Annotated in this window: 19 protein-coding genes; 15 read left to right on the top strand and 4 right to left on the bottom strand. The window is 65.4% G+C overall.

Annotated features, from left to right (window positions below; genetic code table 11):
• Positions 1–92: 92 nt before the first annotated feature.
• On the bottom strand, positions 93–641 hold the full coding sequence (locus tag ABE093_RS05675) for a DUF1415 domain-containing protein (RefSeq protein WP_430760098.1): 549 nt from the start codon (positions 639–641) through the stop codon (positions 93–95).
• Positions 642–672: 31 nt separating this feature from the next.
• Positions 673–1,155, bottom strand: a complete 483-nt coding sequence (locus tag ABE093_RS05670; RefSeq protein ID WP_430759856.1) for a YajQ family cyclic di-GMP-binding protein — start codon at positions 1,153–1,155, stop codon at positions 673–675.
• Between the two features lie 61 nt (positions 1,156–1,216).
• Here ABE093_RS05670 and ABE093_RS05665 point away from each other — a divergent pair, with 61 nt between their 5' ends.
• The 5 genes from ABE093_RS05665 to ABE093_RS05645 all read left to right on the top strand — a co-directional run bounded on the left by ABE093_RS05665 (position 1,217) and on the right by ABE093_RS05645 (position 7,524).
• Complete coding sequence (locus ABE093_RS05665; protein ID WP_430759855.1) at positions 1,217–1,774, top strand: hypothetical protein; 558 nt, start codon at positions 1,217–1,219, stop codon at positions 1,772–1,774.
• Between the two features lie 87 nt (positions 1,775–1,861).
• On the top strand, positions 1,862–3,262 hold the full coding sequence (locus ABE093_RS05660) for a dihydrolipoyllysine-residue acetyltransferase (RefSeq protein ID WP_430759854.1): 1,401 nt from the start codon (positions 1,862–1,864) through the stop codon (positions 3,260–3,262).
• A 12-nt stretch (positions 3,263–3,274) separates the two neighbouring features.
• Positions 3,275–4,453 carry a mechanosensitive ion channel family protein gene (locus tag ABE093_RS05655; RefSeq protein WP_430759853.1) on the top strand — a complete coding sequence of 393 codons (1,179 nt, stop codon included), beginning with the start codon at positions 3,275–3,277 and terminating at the stop codon, positions 4,451–4,453.
• Positions 4,440–6,218 (top strand): dihydrolipoyl dehydrogenase, encoded by a 1,779-nt coding sequence (gene lpdA, locus ABE093_RS05650; RefSeq protein WP_430759852.1) that lies wholly within the window; start codon positions 4,440–4,442, stop codon positions 6,216–6,218. Before ABE093_RS05655 ends, lpdA begins: the two co-directional genes overlap by 14 nt.
• Positions 6,219–6,246: 28 nt before the next feature.
• Positions 6,247–7,524: an amidohydrolase family protein gene (locus tag ABE093_RS05645; protein ID WP_430759851.1), complete on the top strand. Its 1,278-nt coding sequence runs from the start codon at positions 6,247–6,249 to the stop codon at positions 7,522–7,524.
• Between the two features lie 56 nt (positions 7,525–7,580).
• Here ABE093_RS05645 and ABE093_RS05640 read toward each other — a convergent pair whose 3' ends face one another.
• Positions 7,581–7,901, bottom strand: coding sequence for a hypothetical protein (locus tag ABE093_RS05640; RefSeq protein ID WP_430759850.1), 321 nt, complete (start codon positions 7,899–7,901; stop codon positions 7,581–7,583).
• A 222-nt stretch (positions 7,902–8,123) separates the two neighbouring features.
• Between ABE093_RS05640 and ABE093_RS05635 the strand changes: the two genes are divergently transcribed.
• The 9 genes from ABE093_RS05635 to ABE093_RS05595 all read left to right on the top strand — a co-directional run bounded on the left by ABE093_RS05635 (position 8,124) and on the right by ABE093_RS05595 (position 15,152).
• Entirely contained in the window at positions 8,124–8,507 is a 384-nt protein-coding gene (locus tag ABE093_RS05635) for a hypothetical protein (RefSeq protein ID WP_430759849.1), read from the top strand.
• Positions 8,504–9,349 (top strand): F0F1 ATP synthase subunit A, encoded by an 846-nt coding sequence (gene atpB, locus ABE093_RS05630; RefSeq protein WP_430759848.1) that lies wholly within the window; start codon positions 8,504–8,506, stop codon positions 9,347–9,349. Before ABE093_RS05635 ends, atpB begins: the two co-directional genes overlap by 4 nt.
• A gap of 50 nt (positions 9,350–9,399) precedes the next feature.
• Positions 9,400–9,678, top strand: a complete 279-nt coding sequence (atpE, locus tag ABE093_RS05625) for a F0F1 ATP synthase subunit C (protein ID WP_430759847.1) — start codon at positions 9,400–9,402, stop codon at positions 9,676–9,678.
• Between the two features lie 94 nt (positions 9,679–9,772).
• Entirely contained in the window at positions 9,773–10,246 is a 474-nt protein-coding gene (locus ABE093_RS05620; protein WP_430759846.1) for a F0F1 ATP synthase subunit B, read from the top strand.
• 7 nt (positions 10,247–10,253) lie between these two features.
• Entirely contained in the window at positions 10,254–10,781 is a 528-nt protein-coding gene (locus ABE093_RS05615) for a F0F1 ATP synthase subunit delta (protein WP_430759845.1), read from the top strand.
• A 51-nt stretch (positions 10,782–10,832) separates the two neighbouring features.
• Positions 10,833–12,383 (top strand): F0F1 ATP synthase subunit alpha, encoded by a 1,551-nt coding sequence (gene atpA / locus ABE093_RS05610; RefSeq protein ID WP_430759844.1) that lies wholly within the window; start codon positions 10,833–10,835, stop codon positions 12,381–12,383.
• Between the two features lie 14 nt (positions 12,384–12,397).
• Positions 12,398–13,261: a F0F1 ATP synthase subunit gamma gene (gene atpG, locus ABE093_RS05605; protein WP_430759843.1), complete on the top strand. Its 864-nt coding sequence runs from the start codon at positions 12,398–12,400 to the stop codon at positions 13,259–13,261.
• Positions 13,262–13,304: 43 nt separating this feature from the next.
• Positions 13,305–14,720: a F0F1 ATP synthase subunit beta gene (atpD, locus tag ABE093_RS05600; protein WP_430759842.1), complete on the top strand. Its 1,416-nt coding sequence runs from the start codon at positions 13,305–13,307 to the stop codon at positions 14,718–14,720.
• 9 nt (positions 14,721–14,729) lie between these two features.
• Positions 14,730–15,152 (top strand): F0F1 ATP synthase subunit epsilon, encoded by a 423-nt coding sequence (locus ABE093_RS05595; protein WP_430759841.1) that lies wholly within the window; start codon positions 14,730–14,732, stop codon positions 15,150–15,152.
• A 62-nt stretch (positions 15,153–15,214) separates the two neighbouring features.
• Here ABE093_RS05595 and ABE093_RS05590 read toward each other — a convergent pair whose 3' ends face one another.
• Positions 15,215–15,640 (bottom strand): GtrA family protein, encoded by a 426-nt coding sequence (locus ABE093_RS05590; RefSeq protein ID WP_430759840.1) that lies wholly within the window; start codon positions 15,638–15,640, stop codon positions 15,215–15,217.
• A 73-nt stretch (positions 15,641–15,713) separates the two neighbouring features.
• Here ABE093_RS05590 and glmU point away from each other — a divergent pair, with 73 nt between their 5' ends.
• Entirely contained in the window at positions 15,714–17,087 is a 1,374-nt protein-coding gene (gene glmU, locus ABE093_RS05585; protein ID WP_430759839.1) for a bifunctional UDP-N-acetylglucosamine diphosphorylase/glucosamine-1-phosphate N-acetyltransferase GlmU, read from the top strand.
• Positions 17,088–17,093 lie beyond the last annotated feature (6 nt).

The following is a 17,093-nucleotide window of genomic DNA, read 5'->3' as shown; positions in this document are numbered from 1 at the left end:
AGGCATGGATGCCGAGTCGAGCCTCCATGGATGGATTCACGGCGTGTCGGCGGTTGCAGACAACCGCGATAGGCGCACAGCCGGGCGAGAAATTAGCCGCGCAACAGCTTCCGGTAGCCGTCCACGCCGAGCGCCGTCACCGTCGCGATATTGCGTTCGATGATCGCATCGGGATCCGGATATGCCGCCACCGCGCGATCGATGCTGGCCTCGCGCAACAGATGCAACACCGGCCACGGCGCGCGATTGGTGAGGTTGCTGGCATCGTCGGGATCGGTCCCGGCGAACTGGTACTGCGGATGGAAACTTGCGACCTGCAATTCGCCGTCCAGCTCCAGCGTTTCCACCAGCGCGTCGGCATGTTCGAGGAAATCGTTGTAATCGAGGAAATCCGCGAGCACCTGCGGATGCACCAGCAGCGTGGTGTCGATCGCCTCCGCCGGCGTGTCGCGCAACAGCAGCAACTCCTCGCCCAGCTGTTCCAGCAAGGCCGATTCGGTGCTGGCGTCGCTGACCACGATCCGCACCTGCGCCTTCACGTAGACCGCCTTGGCGAACGGGCACAGGTTCAACCCGATCACCGCTTTCTCGATCCAGCCGCGGATGTCGGCTTCGACGGCAGTGGCGTCGATTTCGCCCATCTCGGTCGCGGCTGACGAGTGCTCGCGCGCGTCAATCACGGAAATTGTCGAACTGCAGCGGGCGCTCGAACTCCTGCCCGCGCAGCAACGCCATCACGCCCTGCAGGTCGTCGCGCTTCTTGCCGGTGATCCGCAGCTTGTCGCCGTTGATCTGCGATTCCACCTTGATCTTGCTGTCCTTGATCGCGCCTTGCAGCTTCTTCGCCAATTCGCGTTCGATGCCCTGCTTGACCACGATGGTCTGGCGCGCGCCGGCGACGTTGGTTTCGACGTCGCCCGGCTCCAGGCAGCGCGGGTCGATCTTCCGCGCGGTCAGGCGCGCGCGCAGGATGTCGCTCATCTGCTGCAGCTGGAATTCGCTGGGCGCCGACATGGCGATCGACTTGTCGTCGAGGGTGTACTTGGCGTCCACGCCCTTGAAGTCGAAGCGCGTCGACAGCTCGCGGTTGGCCTGGTCGACCGCATTGGTGAGTTCGTGGATGTCCACTTCGGACACGACGTCGAACGAGGGCATGGAACGCTCCTGAAAATCGATGCATACAGATTACCAGCCGCACTGCCGATACCATCGCGACATGCCGTTCCTGCTCGTCCCGCTGTTGCTGCTCGCACTGGTCCTGTTGTGGGTCGTGCTGCTGCCGTTGTCGCTGCTGCAGCGCTACCGCTTTGGCAAGTCGCGGCGGCGCGTGTTGCCATGGCTGGCCGGCCTCAATGCCTGGACGCTCCTGCTGTCGCTGGCCACCTTCCTGATCGGCGCGGCGCTGGCGCAGCGCTGGCTGGACGACGCCTTCGCCGCGGCCTGCAGCGGACTGGCGCTGGGGTTCGCGATCGGCCTGGTCAACCTGTGGACGGCGCGGCTGGAATGGGAAGGCCACCACCTGCACGTCCAGCCGCATGCCCTGGTCTCCCTGCTGCTGACCCTGTTGGTCGCGGGGCGCCTCGCCATCGGGATCTGGCAGCTGTTCAAGTACGGATTCACCCTGCATCCCCGGGTGATGGACGGCCCCTGGCTGTTGCGACCGGACAGCCTGTTCGCCTTCGGTGGACTGCTGCTCGGCCACTACTTCGCCTGGAGCTGGGCGCTGCGCGCACGGCTGCGACATGGCCTGCGGCACCGCCATCGTCAAATTTGACCCGGGTCATATTCGAAAATCGCGGCTTTCGTTTGTCCGGGGGCCGGAAATGTGGCCAAATTGGGGTTCCACTGCCCGGAGTGCGTCATGGCCGATCTCAAGGAATCCCGCGTCCCCGACATCGGCGACTACCACGACATCCCCGTCATCGAATTGCTGGTGAAGGTTGGCGATACCGTGGCCAAGGACGAAGGGCTGGTCACGCTGGAGTCCGACAAGGCCACGATGGAAGTGCCGGCGGAGTTCGCGGGCGTCATCAAGGAGTTGCGCGTCAAGCTTGGCGACAGCGTCTCGCAGGGCGCGGTGGTTGCGGTAATCGAAGCGCAGGGTGCGGGTGAGCCGCCGCGTGCGGAACCGGTCGCGAAGGCCGAAGTCGCCAGCGCGGAAACCGGCGCCAAGGTGCAGCCGGTCGAAGTCTCGGCAACGCCCGACAAGCTGACGCAGGAATCGATCGCCAGCAACGAAATCGCGGCGCCGCGTCCGCCGCAGCCGCAGCATGCGTCCGGGGCCGGCCTGCCGCCGGTGCGTTTCGATGCCGATGCGGTGATGCCCGACAAGGTGCCGTATGCGAGCCCGGTGGTCCGCCTGTACGCGCGGGAACTTGGCGTCGACCTGCTGCAGGTCAAGGGCAGCGGCGACAAGGGCCGCATCGTTCGCGAGGATGTCCAGTCCTTCGTGAAGTCGGCGCTGGCCGGCGGCGGCGCGACCCAGGCGGCAGCGGGTGGCGGTGGCGGCAGCGGTCTCAACCTGTTGCCGTGGCCCAAGGTCGATTTCACCAAGTTCGGCGAGATCGAGACCAAGCCGCTGTCGCGGATCCAGAAGATTTCCGGCGCCAACCTCGCCCGCAACTGGGCGATGATCCCCCACGTCACCCAGTTCGACCGCGCCGACATCAGTTCGCTCGAGGAACTGCGCGTCGCCCTCAACAACGAGAACGCCAAGGCGATCGCCGCGGGCAAGGCCGGCAAGGTGACCATGCTCGCCTTCCTGATCAAGGCCTGCGTCGCCGCGCTCAAGAAGTATCCGACCTTCAACGCCTCGCTCGACGGCGACAACCTGGTGTTGAAGAAGTATTTCCACATCGGTTTCGCCGCCGACACGCCCAACGGCCTCGTCGTTCCGGTGCTGCGCGACGCCGACCAGAAGGGCGTGATGCAGATCGCGCAGGAAATGGGCGAACTCGCCGCGCTGGCGCGCGACGGCAAGCTCAAGCCCGACCAGATGCAGGGCGGTTGCTTCACCATCAGCTCGCTCGGCGGCATCGGCGGCACCGCGTTCACCCCGATCATCAATGCGCCGGAAGTGGCGATCCTCGGCGTCTCGAAGTCGGAGATGCAGCCGGTGTGGGACGGCAAGGCCTTCCAGCCGGCGATGATGTTGCCGCTGTCGCTCAGCTACGACCATCGCGTGATCGACGGTGCACTGGCCGCGCGCTTCACTTCCTATCTGGCGCAAGTGCTGGCGGACATGCGCCGCGCCATGCTCTGACCGGCCAAAGGCATGCCCGAGGCCCCGCCGCTGCGCGACCGACTGCACGACACCGGTGATCGCGTGCGCGAGGTTGCAGGCGATGCCGCGTCGCGGAGCTGGGCCGACCTGCAGCCACTGTTCGATTATCGCGTCGTCCACGCCGGCGGTTTCGACATCACCATCGGCGGGCTGGTCGGCGCGCTGCTGGCGCTGCTGATCGGTTTCACCCTGTCGCGCTACCTGCAGCGCGTGCTCAAGCGTTTCGGCGAACAGCAGCACGGCGTCAGCGAGCGCGCCACCATCTACACGCTGTCGCGCGTCATCCACTACGTCCTGCTGATCACCGCGTTCCTGGTCGCGCTCAACATGCTCGGCATTCCGCTGGGCAAGTTCACGGTGTTCGCCGGCGCGCTGGCGGTCGGCCTCGGTTTCGGCCTGCAGGCGATCTTCAGCAATTTCATTTCCGGGTTGATCCTGCTGTTCGACCGTTCGCTCAAGGTCGGCGACTTCGTCGAACTCGACAAGGACGTGCGCGGTACCGTGCGTTCGGTGAACATCCGCGCCACCCGCATCACCACCAACGACAACATCGACGTGCTGGTGCCCAATTCGGAATTCATCAACGGCCGCGTGGTGAACTGGACGCATGGTTCGGTGAACCGCCGCATCCGCGTGCCGTTCGCGGTGAGCTACGGCGCCGACAAGGAACTGGTGAAGAAGGCCGCGCTGGAAGCCGCCGCCAATGTGCCCTTCACCCTGGCGATGGAAGGCGCGCAGGCGCCGCAGGTGTGGCTGGTCGATTTCGGCGAAAGCGCGTTCCAGTTCATGCTCACCGTGTGGCTGACCGAAGACGCCGCGCGTCGCAACGTGGCGATTCGCGCCGCCTATCTGTGGGAACTCGATACCGCGCTGAAGAAGTACGCGATCGAGCGCCCGTTCCCGCAGCGCGACCTCCACGTGCGCAGCCTGTTCGGCCTCGAGAATGCCGACGCGATCCGCGCGTTGCATGGCGAAGCGATCGAGGCGACGCCGCCGTCGTTGCTGCACGAGGATCTCGCGCCGGTCGAGCGCGAGGCATTGGCGCGCAACGATGCGCAGGCCGATGCCGAACGCGGCATCCGCGAGGATCGCGCCCGCGCCGACCGCGAAAACACACGACAGACACCAGACCCAAAACTTCCCAGGGAGAACCGCGATGGCCGAGATTGAAGTAAAGGTGCCGGATATCGGTGGCCACGATGGCGTGCCAGTCATTGAATTGCTGGTGAAGCCCGGCGATACCGTTGCGAAAGACCAGGGCCTGGTCACGCTGGAATCCGACAAGGCGACGATGGAAGTGCCGTCGAGCGCGGCCGGCGTCGTCAAGGCCTTGAAGGTGAAGTTGAACGACGCGGTGTCGACCGGCGACGTCATCGCAATCATCGAATCGGAAGCCGCTGCTGCCGCACCGGCGCCCGCAGCCGCCGCGGCGACATCTCCGCCCGCTGCGCCCGTGCCGGCGCCCGCCGCCGCGGCCGCTGCGCCTGCGAAGCAAGCTGCCCCCGCACCGACGACCAACCACAGTTACGACTGCGATGTCGTGGTGATCGGCGCCGGCCCCGGTGGTTACACCGCCGCCTTCCGCGCCGCCGACCTCGGCCTGAAGACGGTGCTGGTGGAACGCTATGCCTCGCTTGGCGGCGTCTGCCTCAACGTCGGCTGCATTCCCTCGAAGGCGCTGCTGCACGCCGCGGAAGTGATCGACGAGGCCGCGCATGCCAATGCCTACGGCATCACCTTCGGCGCGCCCAAGATCGACCTCGACAAGTTGCGTGGCTACAAGGAATCGGTGGTCGGCCAGCTCACCAAGGGCCTGTCCGGCATGGCCAAGCAGCGCAAGGTGCAGACAGTGCAGGGCACCGCGACGTTCGCATCGGCCAACACGCTGTCGATCGTCGATGCCGAGGGCAAGACGCAGACGTTGTCGTTCGCCCACGCCATCATCGCCGCCGGTTCGCAGGCGGTGAAGTTGCCGGGCTTCCCGTGGGACGACAAGCGCGTGATGGATTCCACCGACGCGCTCGATCTCGCAGATGTGCCGAAGAAGTTGCTGGTGGTCGGCGGCGGCATCATCGGCCTGGAAATGGCGACGGTCTATCGCGGCCTCGGCAGTGAAGTCACCGTGGTCGAATTCATGCCGCAGCTGATCCCCGGCGCCGACCCCGATCTCGTCCGTCCGCTCGCCGCGCGCCTCAAGGCGCAGGGCGTCGCCGTGCATCTCAAGACCAAGGTCACCGATGCCAAGGCCGGCAAGAAGGGCATCGAGTGCACCTTCGAAGGCGAAAGCATCCCGGAGACCAAAGTGTTCGATCGCGTACTGGTCGCGGTCGGGCGCAGTGCCAACGGCGGCAAGCTCGCCTGCGAGAAGGCCGGCGTCACCGTCGGCGAGCGTGGCCTGATTCCGGTCGACGCGCAGATGCGCACCAACGTGCCGCACATCTTCGCGATCGGCGACCTGGTCGGCCAGCCGATGCTGGCGCACAAGGCCACGCACGAGGGCAAGCTCGCCGCCGAAGTGATCGCCGGCGAGAAGAAGGAATGGGTCGCACGCGTAATCCCGAGCGTCGCCTATACCGATCCGGAAATCGCCTGGGTCGGCGTCAGCGAAACCGAGGCCAAGACCAAGGGATTGAAGGTCGGCGTCGGCAAGTTCCCGTGGGCGGCCTCGGGTCGCGCCATCGGTCTCGGTCGCACCGAAGGCTTCACCAAGCTGGTCTTCGACGAGGCGACGCATCGCGTGATCGGCGGCGGCATTGTCGGCGTGCATGCCGGCGAACTGATCAGCGAAGTCGCGCTGGCGATCGAGATGGGTTGCGAGGTCGAGGACATCGGCCACACCATCCATCCGCATCCCACGCTGTCGGAATCGGTGGGCATGGCCGCCGAGGTCTACGACGGCACGATCACGGATCTCTACATTCCGAAGAAAAAATAAACAAACAAGCAAGCAAAGGGGAACATCGATGCGTGTGCGCCTGATTGCAATGGTGCTGGCCGTGGCCGGCGCCGCTTTGTCTGCTTCGGCTTTCGCAGCCGATACCGTGGTCGTCACCGCCGCAAGGATGATCGATGTCGCCAGCGGGCGCGTCGTCGATCGTCCGCAGGTCATCGTCACCGATGGCCGCATCACCGCCGTCGGCCATCAGGGCGATGCCGTGCCAGCCGACGCGCGCCGCATCGATCTGGGTGCGCGCACATTGTTGCCGGGCCTGATCGACATGCATGTCCATCTCACCAGCGATCCCACCATCAGCGGGTATCGCGGCCTCGAGTTCACCGACAACTTCTGGACCGTGGTCGGGGTGGCGAACGCGAAGAAGACGGTGGAGGCGGGTTTCACCACCGTGCGCAACGTCGGTTCCAGCAACTATGACGACGTCGCGCTGAAGCAGGCGATCGAGCATGGCTACGTGCCTGGCCCGCGCATCGTTCCCGCCACCTATGCGATCGGCGCGACCGGCGGCCATTGCGATTCCACCGAATTCCCACCGTCCATGCAGGTGCCGAACCCGGCCGTCGCCGATGGTCCCGAGGCGATCCGAGCCACCGTGCGCAAGCTGCGCAAGTACGGCGCGGAAGTCATCAAGTTCTGCGGCACCGGCGGCGTGCTGTCCAAGACCGATACCGTCGGTGGCCAGCAATATTCATTGGAGGAAATGAAGGCGCTGGTCGACGAGGCGCACCAGCTCGGCCTGCGGGTCGCGGTGCATGCGCATGGCACGGCCGGCATCAACGACGCGATCCGCGCCGGCGCCGACACGATCGAGCACTGCAGCCTGGCCGATGCCGAATCGTTCAAGCTCGCCAAGCAGCACGGCACCTGGTTCTCGATGGACGTCTACAACGACGACTACATCCTCAGCGAAGGCGCCAAGAATGGCGTGTTCGCGGAATCGCTGGAGAAGGAGCGCGCGATCGGCCGCAAGCAGCGCGAGACCTTCAAGGCGGCGCACGCGGCTGGCGTGAAGATGGTGTTCGGCAGCGATGGCGGCGTCTATCCCAACGGCGACAACGGCAAGCAGTTCGCGACGATGGTGCAGTGGGGCATGACGCCGATCGAGGCGATCCGGGCCGCCACGGTCAATGCCGCCGAAGCCCTGGGCCGTGCGAACGATGTCGGCGCGATCGCGGTGGGCCGCTATGGCGACATGATCGCCGTCGACGGCAATCCGCTGGATGACGTCGGCCTGCTCCAGCACGTCGCCTTCGTGATGAAGGGCGGCCAGGTGGTGAAGCAATAAAACAAACGGCCCCTTGGTGGGCCGTTTGCGTCACATCCCTATGGTGCTGCTCGGAATTACTTCTTGTCCGGGCACTTGGCGAACTTGCCCTTGGCGTCGCGGCAGCGCTCGGCCTTCGGCTTGGCGGTGGCGCACTTCTCGAACTTGCCGTGGGCATCGCGGCAATGGACGGCCTCGGCCTTCTTGGCTGGCGTTGCCGGGGTGGCAGCGGTTGCCGGGGCAGCCTTGGTGGCGGGCGTGGCCTTGGTCGCCGGGGTGGCCGGAGCAGCCTTGGCAGCCGGGGCGGCCTTGGTCGCCGGAGCAGCGGTCTGCGCGAAGGACGCGGTGCTGGCCAGGGCAAGGGCGGCGGCCAGGGAAAGGGCAGAGAGCAGACGCATGGCAAAACCTCTGTAAGGTGGTTGGTAGGCGGAGTCTAGGCCAGCCGCGGGCGTCATGAGTACGTCCGCAGGATGACGGTTTGTTCATCCTTCCGCGACGGCCGCCACATGGGGATGAATGGGCCTTTGGTTGAAAGGTTTTTTTAACGCCTGCTATAATTTCGGGGCTAAACAGACCGGTGCTTGCTGCCGGTCGGTCGTTCCCTGACCCGAGTCATCCAAGTGTCGAGTTCCGTTGCCGCAGGTCGGCAGCTGGCACAGCGGGTGGTGATCCACCAGATCGCCGTGACGCTGCTGCTGGCCCTGATCTGTCTCCTGTCGGGCCCGAAGGCGAGTGCCGGGGCGTTGGTGGGCGGGATGTCGATGTTGCTCGGGGGTTTGGCGGCCGCGGTCGTGATGTTCACGGGCGGGGTACCGGGCGGAGCGGGCTGGTTGATGCGCCTGCTGTTGGGGACGGCATTGAAGTGGAGTTTGGTCGTGGTGGGCCTGTACCTGGCCATCGCGACGTGGAAACTGCCGGCGCCTGCCGTTTTGGCGGGCGCGGCATTGGCCGCCGCGGCATTTTTGCTTGCGGCACGACAGTGGAACCGAGGACGCACGGCGTGATTCTTGAACCTGGCAATGGCGGCGAATCGGGTGGCGGTGGCCTGACCGAGTACATCGTTCACCACCTGACCCACAACGTGAAGCAGACGGCCCTGGGCCCGTTCCACGTCGACAGCTGGTTGATCGCACTGATCCTGGGCGCGCTGGCCAGCCTGCTGCTGTGGAGCCAGGCGCGCAAGGCGACCGCCGGCGTGCCGGGCAAGATGCAGGCCTTCGTCGAGATCGTGGTCGAGTTCGTCGATGGCCAGGTCCGCGACGCCTTCCACGGCGACCGCAAGTTCATCGCCCCGCTGGCCCTGACCATCTTCGTCTGGGTGGTCTTCATGAACACCATGGACCTGATTCCGCTCGACCTGCCGTCGGCGCTGATCACCGCGAGCGCCGGCCAGGAAACCGCGCACCACACCTTCCTGCGCATGGTGCCGACCGCCGACGTCAACACCACCTTCGCGATGAGCGTGACGGTGCTGCTGCTGATCATCTTCTATTCGATCAAGGCCAAGGGCTTCGGCGGCTTCACCAAGGAGCTGTTCACCGCGCCGTTCCACGCCAACGGCATGTTCGCCAAGATCGTGCTGGCGCTGCCCAACTTCTTCCTCAACATGGTCGAGCTGCTGTCCAAGCCGGTAAGCCTGGGCATGCGACTGTTCGGCAACATGTACGCGGGCGAGCTGATCTTCATGCTGATCGCCGGCCTGTTCATGAGCTGGGTGACCTTCCTGCCGGCGGTGTTCATCAATGCCGGCTGGGCGATCTTCCACATCCTGATCATCCTGCTGCAAGCCTTCATCTTCATGGTCCTCACCGTCGTCTACCTGGCGATGGCGCAGGAACACCACTGATCCACCGCTTCATCTTCCAATCAACCTCGCAATCCAATCGGAGTAACACCATGGAATTCATCGCCAACCTGCAAGGCTTCACCGCCATCGCCATCGGCCTCATCGTCGGTCTCGGTGCCATGGGTGCCGCCCTCGGCATCGGCATCATGGGCTCGAAGTTCCTTGAGTCGGTCGCTCGCCAGCCCGAACTCGCCCCGATGCTGTCGGGCCGCATGTTCCTGCTCGCAGGCCTGATCGACGCCGCGTTCCTGATCGGCGTCGGCGTGGCGATGATGTTCGCGTTCGCCAACCCGCTGCTGAGCGCCGTCAAGACCGCCACCGGCGGTTGATTCCGATCGCGCGGATGGCTTCGGCCGTTCGCGCGCCGGCAACACGCGCCGCGGCAGCCGCCGCGGTGCGCATCGACGAAATGCAGAGCAAACCATGAACCCGTCACTGATGACATTTCTGGGCCAGATGCTTTCCTTCGGGATCCTCATCTGGTTCACCGTCAAGTTCATCTGGCCGCCGTTGACCAAGGCCATCGAAGACCGCCAGCACAAGATCGCTGAAGGTCTCGCCGCCGCCGACAACGCGCAGAAGAACCTCGCGGACGCCCAGGACAAGGTCAACGAAGAGCTCAAGGCCGCGCGCGTCAAGGCCAACGAGATCATCGACCAGGCCCACCAGCGCGCCAACCAGATCGTCGACGCCGCCAAGGCCGAAGCGATCGAGGAAGGCAACCGCCAGAAGGCGTTGATCGAAGCCGATATCGCCGCGTCCGCCAACCGTGCCCGCGAGGATCTGCGCAAGCAGGTGTCGTCGCTGGCCGTCAGCGGTGCCGAGAAGCTGCTCCGTCGCGAGATCGATCCGGCCGCCCACAAGGCGCTGCTGGACGAGCTGGCCGCCGAGATCTGAGGACCGCATGAGCCAGTCCATGACGCTCGCAAGGCCCTACGCCCGCGCCGCCTACGTCGCGGCGCGCGATGCCGGCCAGACCGCGCAGTGGTCGCAGGCGCTCGCGTTCTCCGCGCGCGTTGCCGGCGACCCGCAGGCCGCCCGCGTGCTCGGCGATCCGCGCCTGTCGCGCGAGGACGCCGTGCGCCTGGTCGCCCCGGAAGCCGCGCCGGAGACCGTGCGCAACTTCCTCGGCCTGCTCGCCGCCAATGGCCGCCTTGCCGTGCTGCCGGAAATCGCCGGCCTGTTCGAGCAGGCGCGCGCCGAGGCCGAGCACATCGTGCGCGCCACGATCACCTCCGCTTCGGAGATGAGCGCCGGCGAACTCGACGCGTTGAAGGCTGCGCTCAAGCGCCGCTTCGGTCGCGAGGTCGAAGTGCAGACGGCGGTCGATCCGGCGCTGATCGGTGGCGCGGTGATCGATGCCGGTGAAGTGGTGATCGACGGTTCGCTGCGCGGCAAGCTGCAGCGACTGCAGACCGCGCTCGCCGGCTGATACAGAAATTCAAATCAAACGCCGGCCACGGTCGGCACACAGGAATAGACGATGGCAACCACGACGCTCAACCCGTCCGAAATCAGCGAACTGATCAAGAACCGCATCGAGCAGGTGAAGCTGGGCGCCGAGGCGCGCAACGAAGGCACCGTGACCAGCGTGTCCGACGGCATCGTGCGCATCTACGGCCTGGCCGACGCCATGCAGGGCGAAATGATCGAACTGCCGGAGAACACCTACGCGCTGGCGCTGAACCTCGAGCGCGACTCGGTGGGCGCGGTGGTGCTGGGTGACTACGAGCACCTGCGCGAAGGCGACGTGGCCAAGACCACTGGCCGCATCCTGGAAGTGCCGACGGGTCCGGAAATGCTCGGTCGCGTGGTGAACGCGCTCGGCCAGCCGATCGACGGCAAGGGTCCGATCAACGCCAAGACCTCGGCGCCGGTCGAAACCATCGCCCCGGGCGTGATCTGGCGCAAGTCGGTCGACCAGCCGGTGCAGACCGGTTACAAGTCGGTCGACAGCATGATCCCGATCGGTCGCGGCCAGCGCGAACTGATCATCGGCGACCGCCAGACCGGCAAGACCGCGCTCGCGATCGACTCGATCATCAATCAGAAGAATTCCGGCATCAAGTGCATCTACGTCGCGATCGGCCAGAAGAATTCGACCATCGCCAACATCGTGCGCAAGCTGGAAGAAAACGGCGCGATGGCCTACACCACCGTGGTCGCCGCTTCGGCGTCCGAGTCGGCCGCGATGCAGTACATCGCCGCCTACTCCGGCTGCACCATGGGCGAATACTTCCGTGACCGCGGCGAAGACGCGCTGATCGTGTACGACGACCTGTCGAAGCAGGCCGTGGCCTACCGCCAGATCTCGCTGCTGCTGAAGCGTCCGCCGGGCCGCGAAGCCTATCCGGGCGACGTGTTCTACCTGCACAGCCGCCTGCTCGAGCGCGCCGCGCGCGTCTCGGCCGACTACGTCGAGAAGTTCACCAACGGCGAAGTGAAGGGCAAGACCGGTTCGCTGACGGCGCTGCCGATCATCGAAACCCAGGCCGGTGACGTCTCGGCGTTCGTGCCGACCAACGTGATCTCGATCACCGACGGCCAGATCTTCCTGGAAACCGACCTCTTCAACGCCGGTATCCGTCCGGCCGTGAACGCCGGCATCTCGGTGTCGCGCGTGGGTGGTTCGGCCCAGACCAAGATCATGAAGAAGCTGTCGGGCGGCATCCGCATCGCGCTCGCCCAGTACCGCGAGCTGGCTGCGTTCGCGCAGTTCGCTTCCGACCTCGACGACGCCACCCGCAAGCAGCTGGAACGCGGCCAGCGCGTGACCGAGCTGATGAAGCAGAAGCAGTACGCCCCGATGTCGGTGGCGCAGCAGGCGCTGTCGATCTACGCGGTCGACAAGGGCTACATGGACGACGTGCCGGTCAACAAGATCGGCGCGTTCGAAGAAGGCCTGCAGGCGCACTTCGCCAACACCCAGGGCGAACTGGTGAAGAAGATCGACACCAGCGGCGACTGGAACGACGACATCGAAGCGGCGTTCAAGCGCGGCATCGAAGATTTCAAGAAGACCGGCACCTGGTAATCGGGACATAGACGATGGCAAGCGGCCGCGAAATCAAGACCAAGATCAAGTCGGTGCAGAACACCCGCAAGGTGACGCGTGCGCTGGAAATGGTCTCGGCCTCCAAGATCCGCAAGGCGCAGGACCGCATGAAGGCCTCGCGCCCGTATGCGCGCGCCATGAAGCAGATGATCGGCCACCTGGCGCAGGCCAACCCCGAGTTCCGCCATCCCTACCTGGTCGAACGCGCGCAGGTGAAGCGCGTCGGCTATGTGGTGGTGTCGAGCGACCGCGGCCTGGCCGGCGGCCTCAACAACAACCTGTTCCGCAAGTTGCTGGGTGAAATCCGCAACTGGAACGAGCAGGGCGTCGAGGTCGACATCGTCACCATCGGCCAGAAGGCGTCGGTGTTCTTCCGCCGCGTCAAGGTCAACCTGCTCGGCAGCGTCACCCACCTTGGCGACACGCCGCACGTGGAACAGCTGGTCGGCGTGATCAAGGTGATGCTGGACGCCTACGACAGCGGCAGCGTCGATCGCGTCTTCCTCGCCTACAACGACTTCGTCAACACGATGACGCAGCGCGCGACGTTCGACCAGTTGCTGCCGTTGCCGGCATCGGACGAGGCGCTGGCCCCGCACGCATGGGACTACATCTACGAGCCCGACGCCCAGACCGTGCTCGAGCACGTGCTGGAGCGCTACGTCGAATCGCTGGTGTACCAGGCGGTGATGGAAAACGTCGCCTCCGAACACGCGGCGCGCATGGTCGCGATGAAGGCGGCCAGCGACAACGCCAGCAAGCTGATCGATACGCTCAACCTCGTCTACAACAAGGCGCGCCAGGCAGCGATCACCCAGGAAATCTCCGAGATCGTCGGCGGCGCCGCAGCGGTCTGAATCCATATCCATGCAACAAGACATTTTCGAAACAGGACATCCCATGAACACCAGCACGAGCCAAGGCAAGATCGTCCAGATCATCGGCGCGGTCGTCGACGTCGAGTTCCCGCGCGAGAGCGTGCCGAAGGTGTACGACGCGTTGAAGGTGCAGAACACCGACATCACGCTGGAAGTGCAGCAGCAGCTGGGCGACGGCATCGTGCGCACCATCGCGCTCGGTTCCACCGACGGCCTCAAGCGCAACCTGCTCGCCGACAACACCGGTCGCGCCATCTCGGTGCCGGTCGGCGTGGGCACGCTGGGCCGCATCATGGACGTGCTCGGCAACCCGATCGACGAAGCCGGTCCGGTCAAGGCCGACAGCACGTGGGAAATCCACCGCGCCGCGCCGTCGTATGAAGACCAGGCCTCGACCACCGAACTGCTGGAAACCGGCATCAAGGTGATCGACCTGATGTGCCCGTTCGCCAAGGGCGGCAAGGTCGGCCTGTTCGGCGGCGCCGGCGTCGGCAAGACCGTGAACATGATGGAACTCATCAACAACATCGCGACCGAGCACAGCGGCCTGTCGGTGTTCGCCGGCGTGGGCGAGCGTACCCGCGAAGGCAACGACTTCTACCACGAGATGCAGGAGTCGGGCGTCGTCAACGTGCAGGAACACGCCAAGTCCAAGGTGGCGATGGTGTACGGCCAGATGAACGAGCCGCCGGGCAACCGCCTGCGCGTCGCCCTGACCGGCCTGACCATGGCCGAGTACTTCCGCGACGAAGGCCGCGACGTGCTGCTGTTCGTCGACAACATCTACCGCTACACGCTGGCTGGTACCGAAGTGTCGGCGCTGCTCGGCCGCATGCCGTCGGCGGTGGGTTACCAGCCGACGCTGGCCGAGGAAATGGGCGTGCTGCAGGAACGCATCACCTCGACCAAGACCGGTTCGATCACCTCGATCCAGGCCGTGTACGTGCCCGCGGACGACCTGACCGACCCGTCGCCGGCGACGACGTTCGCCCACTTGGACTCGACCGTGACCCTGTCGCGTTCGATCGCCTCGCTGGGTATCTACCCGGCGGTGGATCCGCTCGACTCGACCTCGCGCCAGATGGACCCGCAGGTCATCGGCAACGAGCATTACGACACCGCGCAGCGCGTCCAGACGACCTTGCAGAAGTACAAGGAACTGAAGGACATCATCGCGATCCTCGGCATGGACGAACTGTCGGAAGAAGACAAGCTGGCCGTGGCCCGCGCGCGCAAGATCGAGCGCTTCTTCTCGCAGCCGTTCCACGTGGCCGAAGTGTTCACCGGTTCGCCGGGCAAGTACGTGTCGCTGAAGGACACCATCCGCGGCTTCAAGGGCATCGTCGACGGCGAGTACGACCACCTGCCGGAGCAGGCGTTCTACATGGTCGGTTCGATCGACGAAGCCGTCGAGAAGGCCAAGAAGCTGGCAGCCTAAGGAATCGAGATGGCGACCATTCGTTGCGACATCGTCAGTGCCGAAGCCGAGATCTACAGCGGTGAGGCGACCCTGGTCGTCGCCACCGGTGAAGTCGGCGAGCTCGGCATCGCACCGCGCCATGCGCCGCTGATCACGCGCCTGAAGCCGGGCAAGGTCGTGGTGACCACGCCAGACGGCGAGCAGCTCGATTTCGCGATCGGCGGCGGCATCCTCGAGGTGCAGCCGACCGTGGTGACGGTGCTGGCCGATACCGCGATCCGCGCCGAGGACATCGACGAAGCCAAGGTCCGTGCGGCCAAGGAAGAAGCCGAGCGCATCCTCGCCAACCGCGGCGACGCGATGGACATCGCAGAGGCGCAGAAGCACCTGGCCGAAGCCCTGGTGCAGCTGCAGGCGATCGAACGCCTGCGCAAGAACCTCAAGCACTGACGCGCAATCGTCGCGCCTGATCGAAAACGCCGGCCATGTGCCGGCGTTTTTTGTTTGGACAATCAATCCGTGTCGGGAGTTGCCGTTTCGATGATGCGCGGCGGCTTGTGTTTGTAGATCCAGTGCCGCGACAGGAAGAACCCGATCGTGCCGCAGAGAAAATCGACGAAGGGCTTGCCGATTGCCACGCCGTGGAAGTCGCTTTGCTGGTCCACGATGCGCAGCAGCCAGGTGTCGAGGATGGTGGTGAGGATCCACATCACCGCATAACGCGCGAACTGGCGGCGGCCGATGCCGCTGTTCTCCGAGGCGAACGTATGGGTGCCGTTGATCCAGAAGCCGAGGCCGGCGCCGACCATGCGACCGATGACGTTGGCCGGCTCGATCGGCATCAGCCACGCGCGCAGGGCGAGGGTGACGAGATAGTCGACGGCCCATTCGAGGATGCCGACCAGTGTGTACTTGCTGGCGTGTTTGATCAGGGTCAAGGCGGGTCGTTGCGGGATGACTGGGCGCAGGTTAGCAGCTGGGTAGAATGTCCGGACGAATCCGGAGGATGCAATGAACGAAGTGCCGCTCCATGTCGTGATCCTGGCCGCGGGCGAGGGCAAGCGGATGAAGTCCGATACGCCCAAGGTGCTGCAGAAGGTCGCCGGCCGGCCGATGCTGGCACACGTGATCGCGACGGCGCGTGCATTGCAGCCGGCAGGCATCCACGTGGTGTACGGCCACGGTGGCGACCAGGTGCGTGCGGCCTTCGCCGACCAGGCCGACCTGCAATGGGCGGAGCAGGCGCAGCAACTCGGCACCGGCCATGCGGTGATGCAGGCGATGCCGCAGGTACCCGACGATGCGCGCGTGCTGGTGCTGTATGGCGATGCGCCGTTGTTCCGCACCGAGACGCTGCAGCATCTGCTGGCGCAACGCGGACGACTGGCCGGACTGGTCGCCGATCTCGAGGACCCAACGGGCTATGGCCGCATCATCCGCGATGCCGAAGGCCGCATCGGCGCGATCGTCGAGGAGAAGGACGCCAGTCCCGAGCAGAAGCGCATCCAGACGGTGAACGTCGGCGTGATCGCCGCGGATGCCAGCGCGCTGCGTGGCTGGCTGGGTCAACTCTCCAACAGCAACGCGCAGAACGAGTACTACCTGACCGATGTCTTCGCCAAGGCCGCGGCCGATTTCAGCGCGGCGGAAATGGTGCATGTCGACGACCCCACGGAAACCGAAGGCGCCAACGATCCCTGGCAGTTGTGCCAGCTCGAGCGCGCCTACCAGCGCCGCGCCGTGCGCGCACTGTGCGTGCAGGGCATGCGCTTCGCCGATGTCGCGCGGGTGGACGTGCGCGGCACGGTGGAATGCGGACGCGACGTCGAGGTCGACGTCGACGTGGTGTTCGAAGGCAAGGTGAGGCTCGGCAACCGGGTGAAGATCGGTCCGTTCGTGCGCCTGAAGGACGTCGAACTCGCCGACGGGACCGAGGTGCGGGCGCATTGCGATCTGGAAGGCGCGAAGACCGAAGGCGCCGTGCACATCGGTCCGTTCGCGCGCCTGCGCCCGGGCACGGTCCTGGCAGATGGCGTGCACGTCGGCAATTTCGTCGAGACCAAGAACGCGGTGCTCGGCGTCGGCAGCAAGGCCAACCACCTGACCTATCTCGGCGATGCAAAGATCGGTGCCGGCGTGAACGTCGGCGCCGGCACGATTACCTGCAACTACGATGGCGTGAACAAGTTCACGACGACGATCAGCGACGGGGCCTTCATCGGCTCGAACAGTTCGCTGGTCGCGCCGGTCACCATCGGCAGGGACGCGACCATCGGCGCGGGATCGGTGATCACCACCGATGCACCGAAAGGTGAGTTGACGGTTGCGCGTGGACGCCAGACCACACTCCATGGCTGGAAGCGGCCGGTGAAGAAGTCGCCGTAACGCGCG

The organism is Solilutibacter silvestris, from assembly GCF_050574925.1.
Lineage (GTDB): Bacteria > Pseudomonadota > Gammaproteobacteria > Xanthomonadales > Xanthomonadaceae > Solilutibacter > Solilutibacter silvestris_A.
This window is presented reverse-complemented; position numbering and strand designations above follow the sequence as displayed.

What these genes read in the sequence shown, in the direction of transcription:
- ABE093_RS05645 (WP_430759851.1), top strand. Translation starts at nt 6,247, where the DNA reads ATGCGTGTGCGCCTGATTGCAATGGTGCTGGCCGTGGCCGGCGCCGCT.
- ABE093_RS05665 (WP_430759855.1), top strand. Translation starts at nt 1,217, where the DNA reads ATGCCGTTCCTGCTCGTCCCGCTGTTGCTGCTCGCACTGGTCCTGTTG.
- lpdA (WP_430759852.1), top strand. Translation starts at nt 4,440, where the DNA reads ATGGCCGAGATTGAAGTAAAGGTGCCGGATATCGGTGGCCACGATGGC.
- ABE093_RS05615 (WP_430759845.1), top strand. Translation starts at nt 10,254, where the DNA reads ATGAGCCAGTCCATGACGCTCGCAAGGCCCTACGCCCGCGCCGCCTAC.
- ABE093_RS05655 (WP_430759853.1), top strand. Translation starts at nt 3,275, where the DNA reads ATGCCCGAGGCCCCGCCGCTGCGCGACCGACTGCACGACACCGGTGAT.
- atpA (WP_430759844.1), top strand. Translation starts at nt 10,833, where the DNA reads ATGGCAACCACGACGCTCAACCCGTCCGAAATCAGCGAACTGATCAAG.
- glmU (WP_430759839.1), top strand. Translation starts at nt 15,714, where the DNA reads ATGAACGAAGTGCCGCTCCATGTCGTGATCCTGGCCGCGGGCGAGGGC.
- atpD (WP_430759842.1), top strand. Translation starts at nt 13,305, where the DNA reads ATGAACACCAGCACGAGCCAAGGCAAGATCGTCCAGATCATCGGCGCG.
- ABE093_RS05640 (WP_430759850.1), bottom strand. Translation starts at nt 7,901, where the DNA reads ATGCGTCTGCTCTCTGCCCTTTCCCTGGCCGCCGCCCTTGCCCTGGCC.
- ABE093_RS05620 (WP_430759846.1), top strand. Translation starts at nt 9,773, where the DNA reads ATGAACCCGTCACTGATGACATTTCTGGGCCAGATGCTTTCCTTCGGG.
- ABE093_RS05675 (WP_430760098.1), bottom strand. Translation starts at nt 641, where the DNA reads ATGGGCGAAATCGACGCCACTGCCGTCGAAGCCGACATCCGCGGCTGG.
- atpE (WP_430759847.1), top strand. Translation starts at nt 9,400, where the DNA reads ATGGAATTCATCGCCAACCTGCAAGGCTTCACCGCCATCGCCATCGGC.
- atpG (WP_430759843.1), top strand. Translation starts at nt 12,398, where the DNA reads ATGGCAAGCGGCCGCGAAATCAAGACCAAGATCAAGTCGGTGCAGAAC.
- ABE093_RS05595 (WP_430759841.1), top strand. Translation starts at nt 14,730, where the DNA reads ATGGCGACCATTCGTTGCGACATCGTCAGTGCCGAAGCCGAGATCTAC.
- ABE093_RS05670 (WP_430759856.1), bottom strand. Translation starts at nt 1,155, where the DNA reads ATGCCCTCGTTCGACGTCGTGTCCGAAGTGGACATCCACGAACTCACC.
- ABE093_RS05660 (WP_430759854.1), top strand. Translation starts at nt 1,862, where the DNA reads ATGGCCGATCTCAAGGAATCCCGCGTCCCCGACATCGGCGACTACCAC.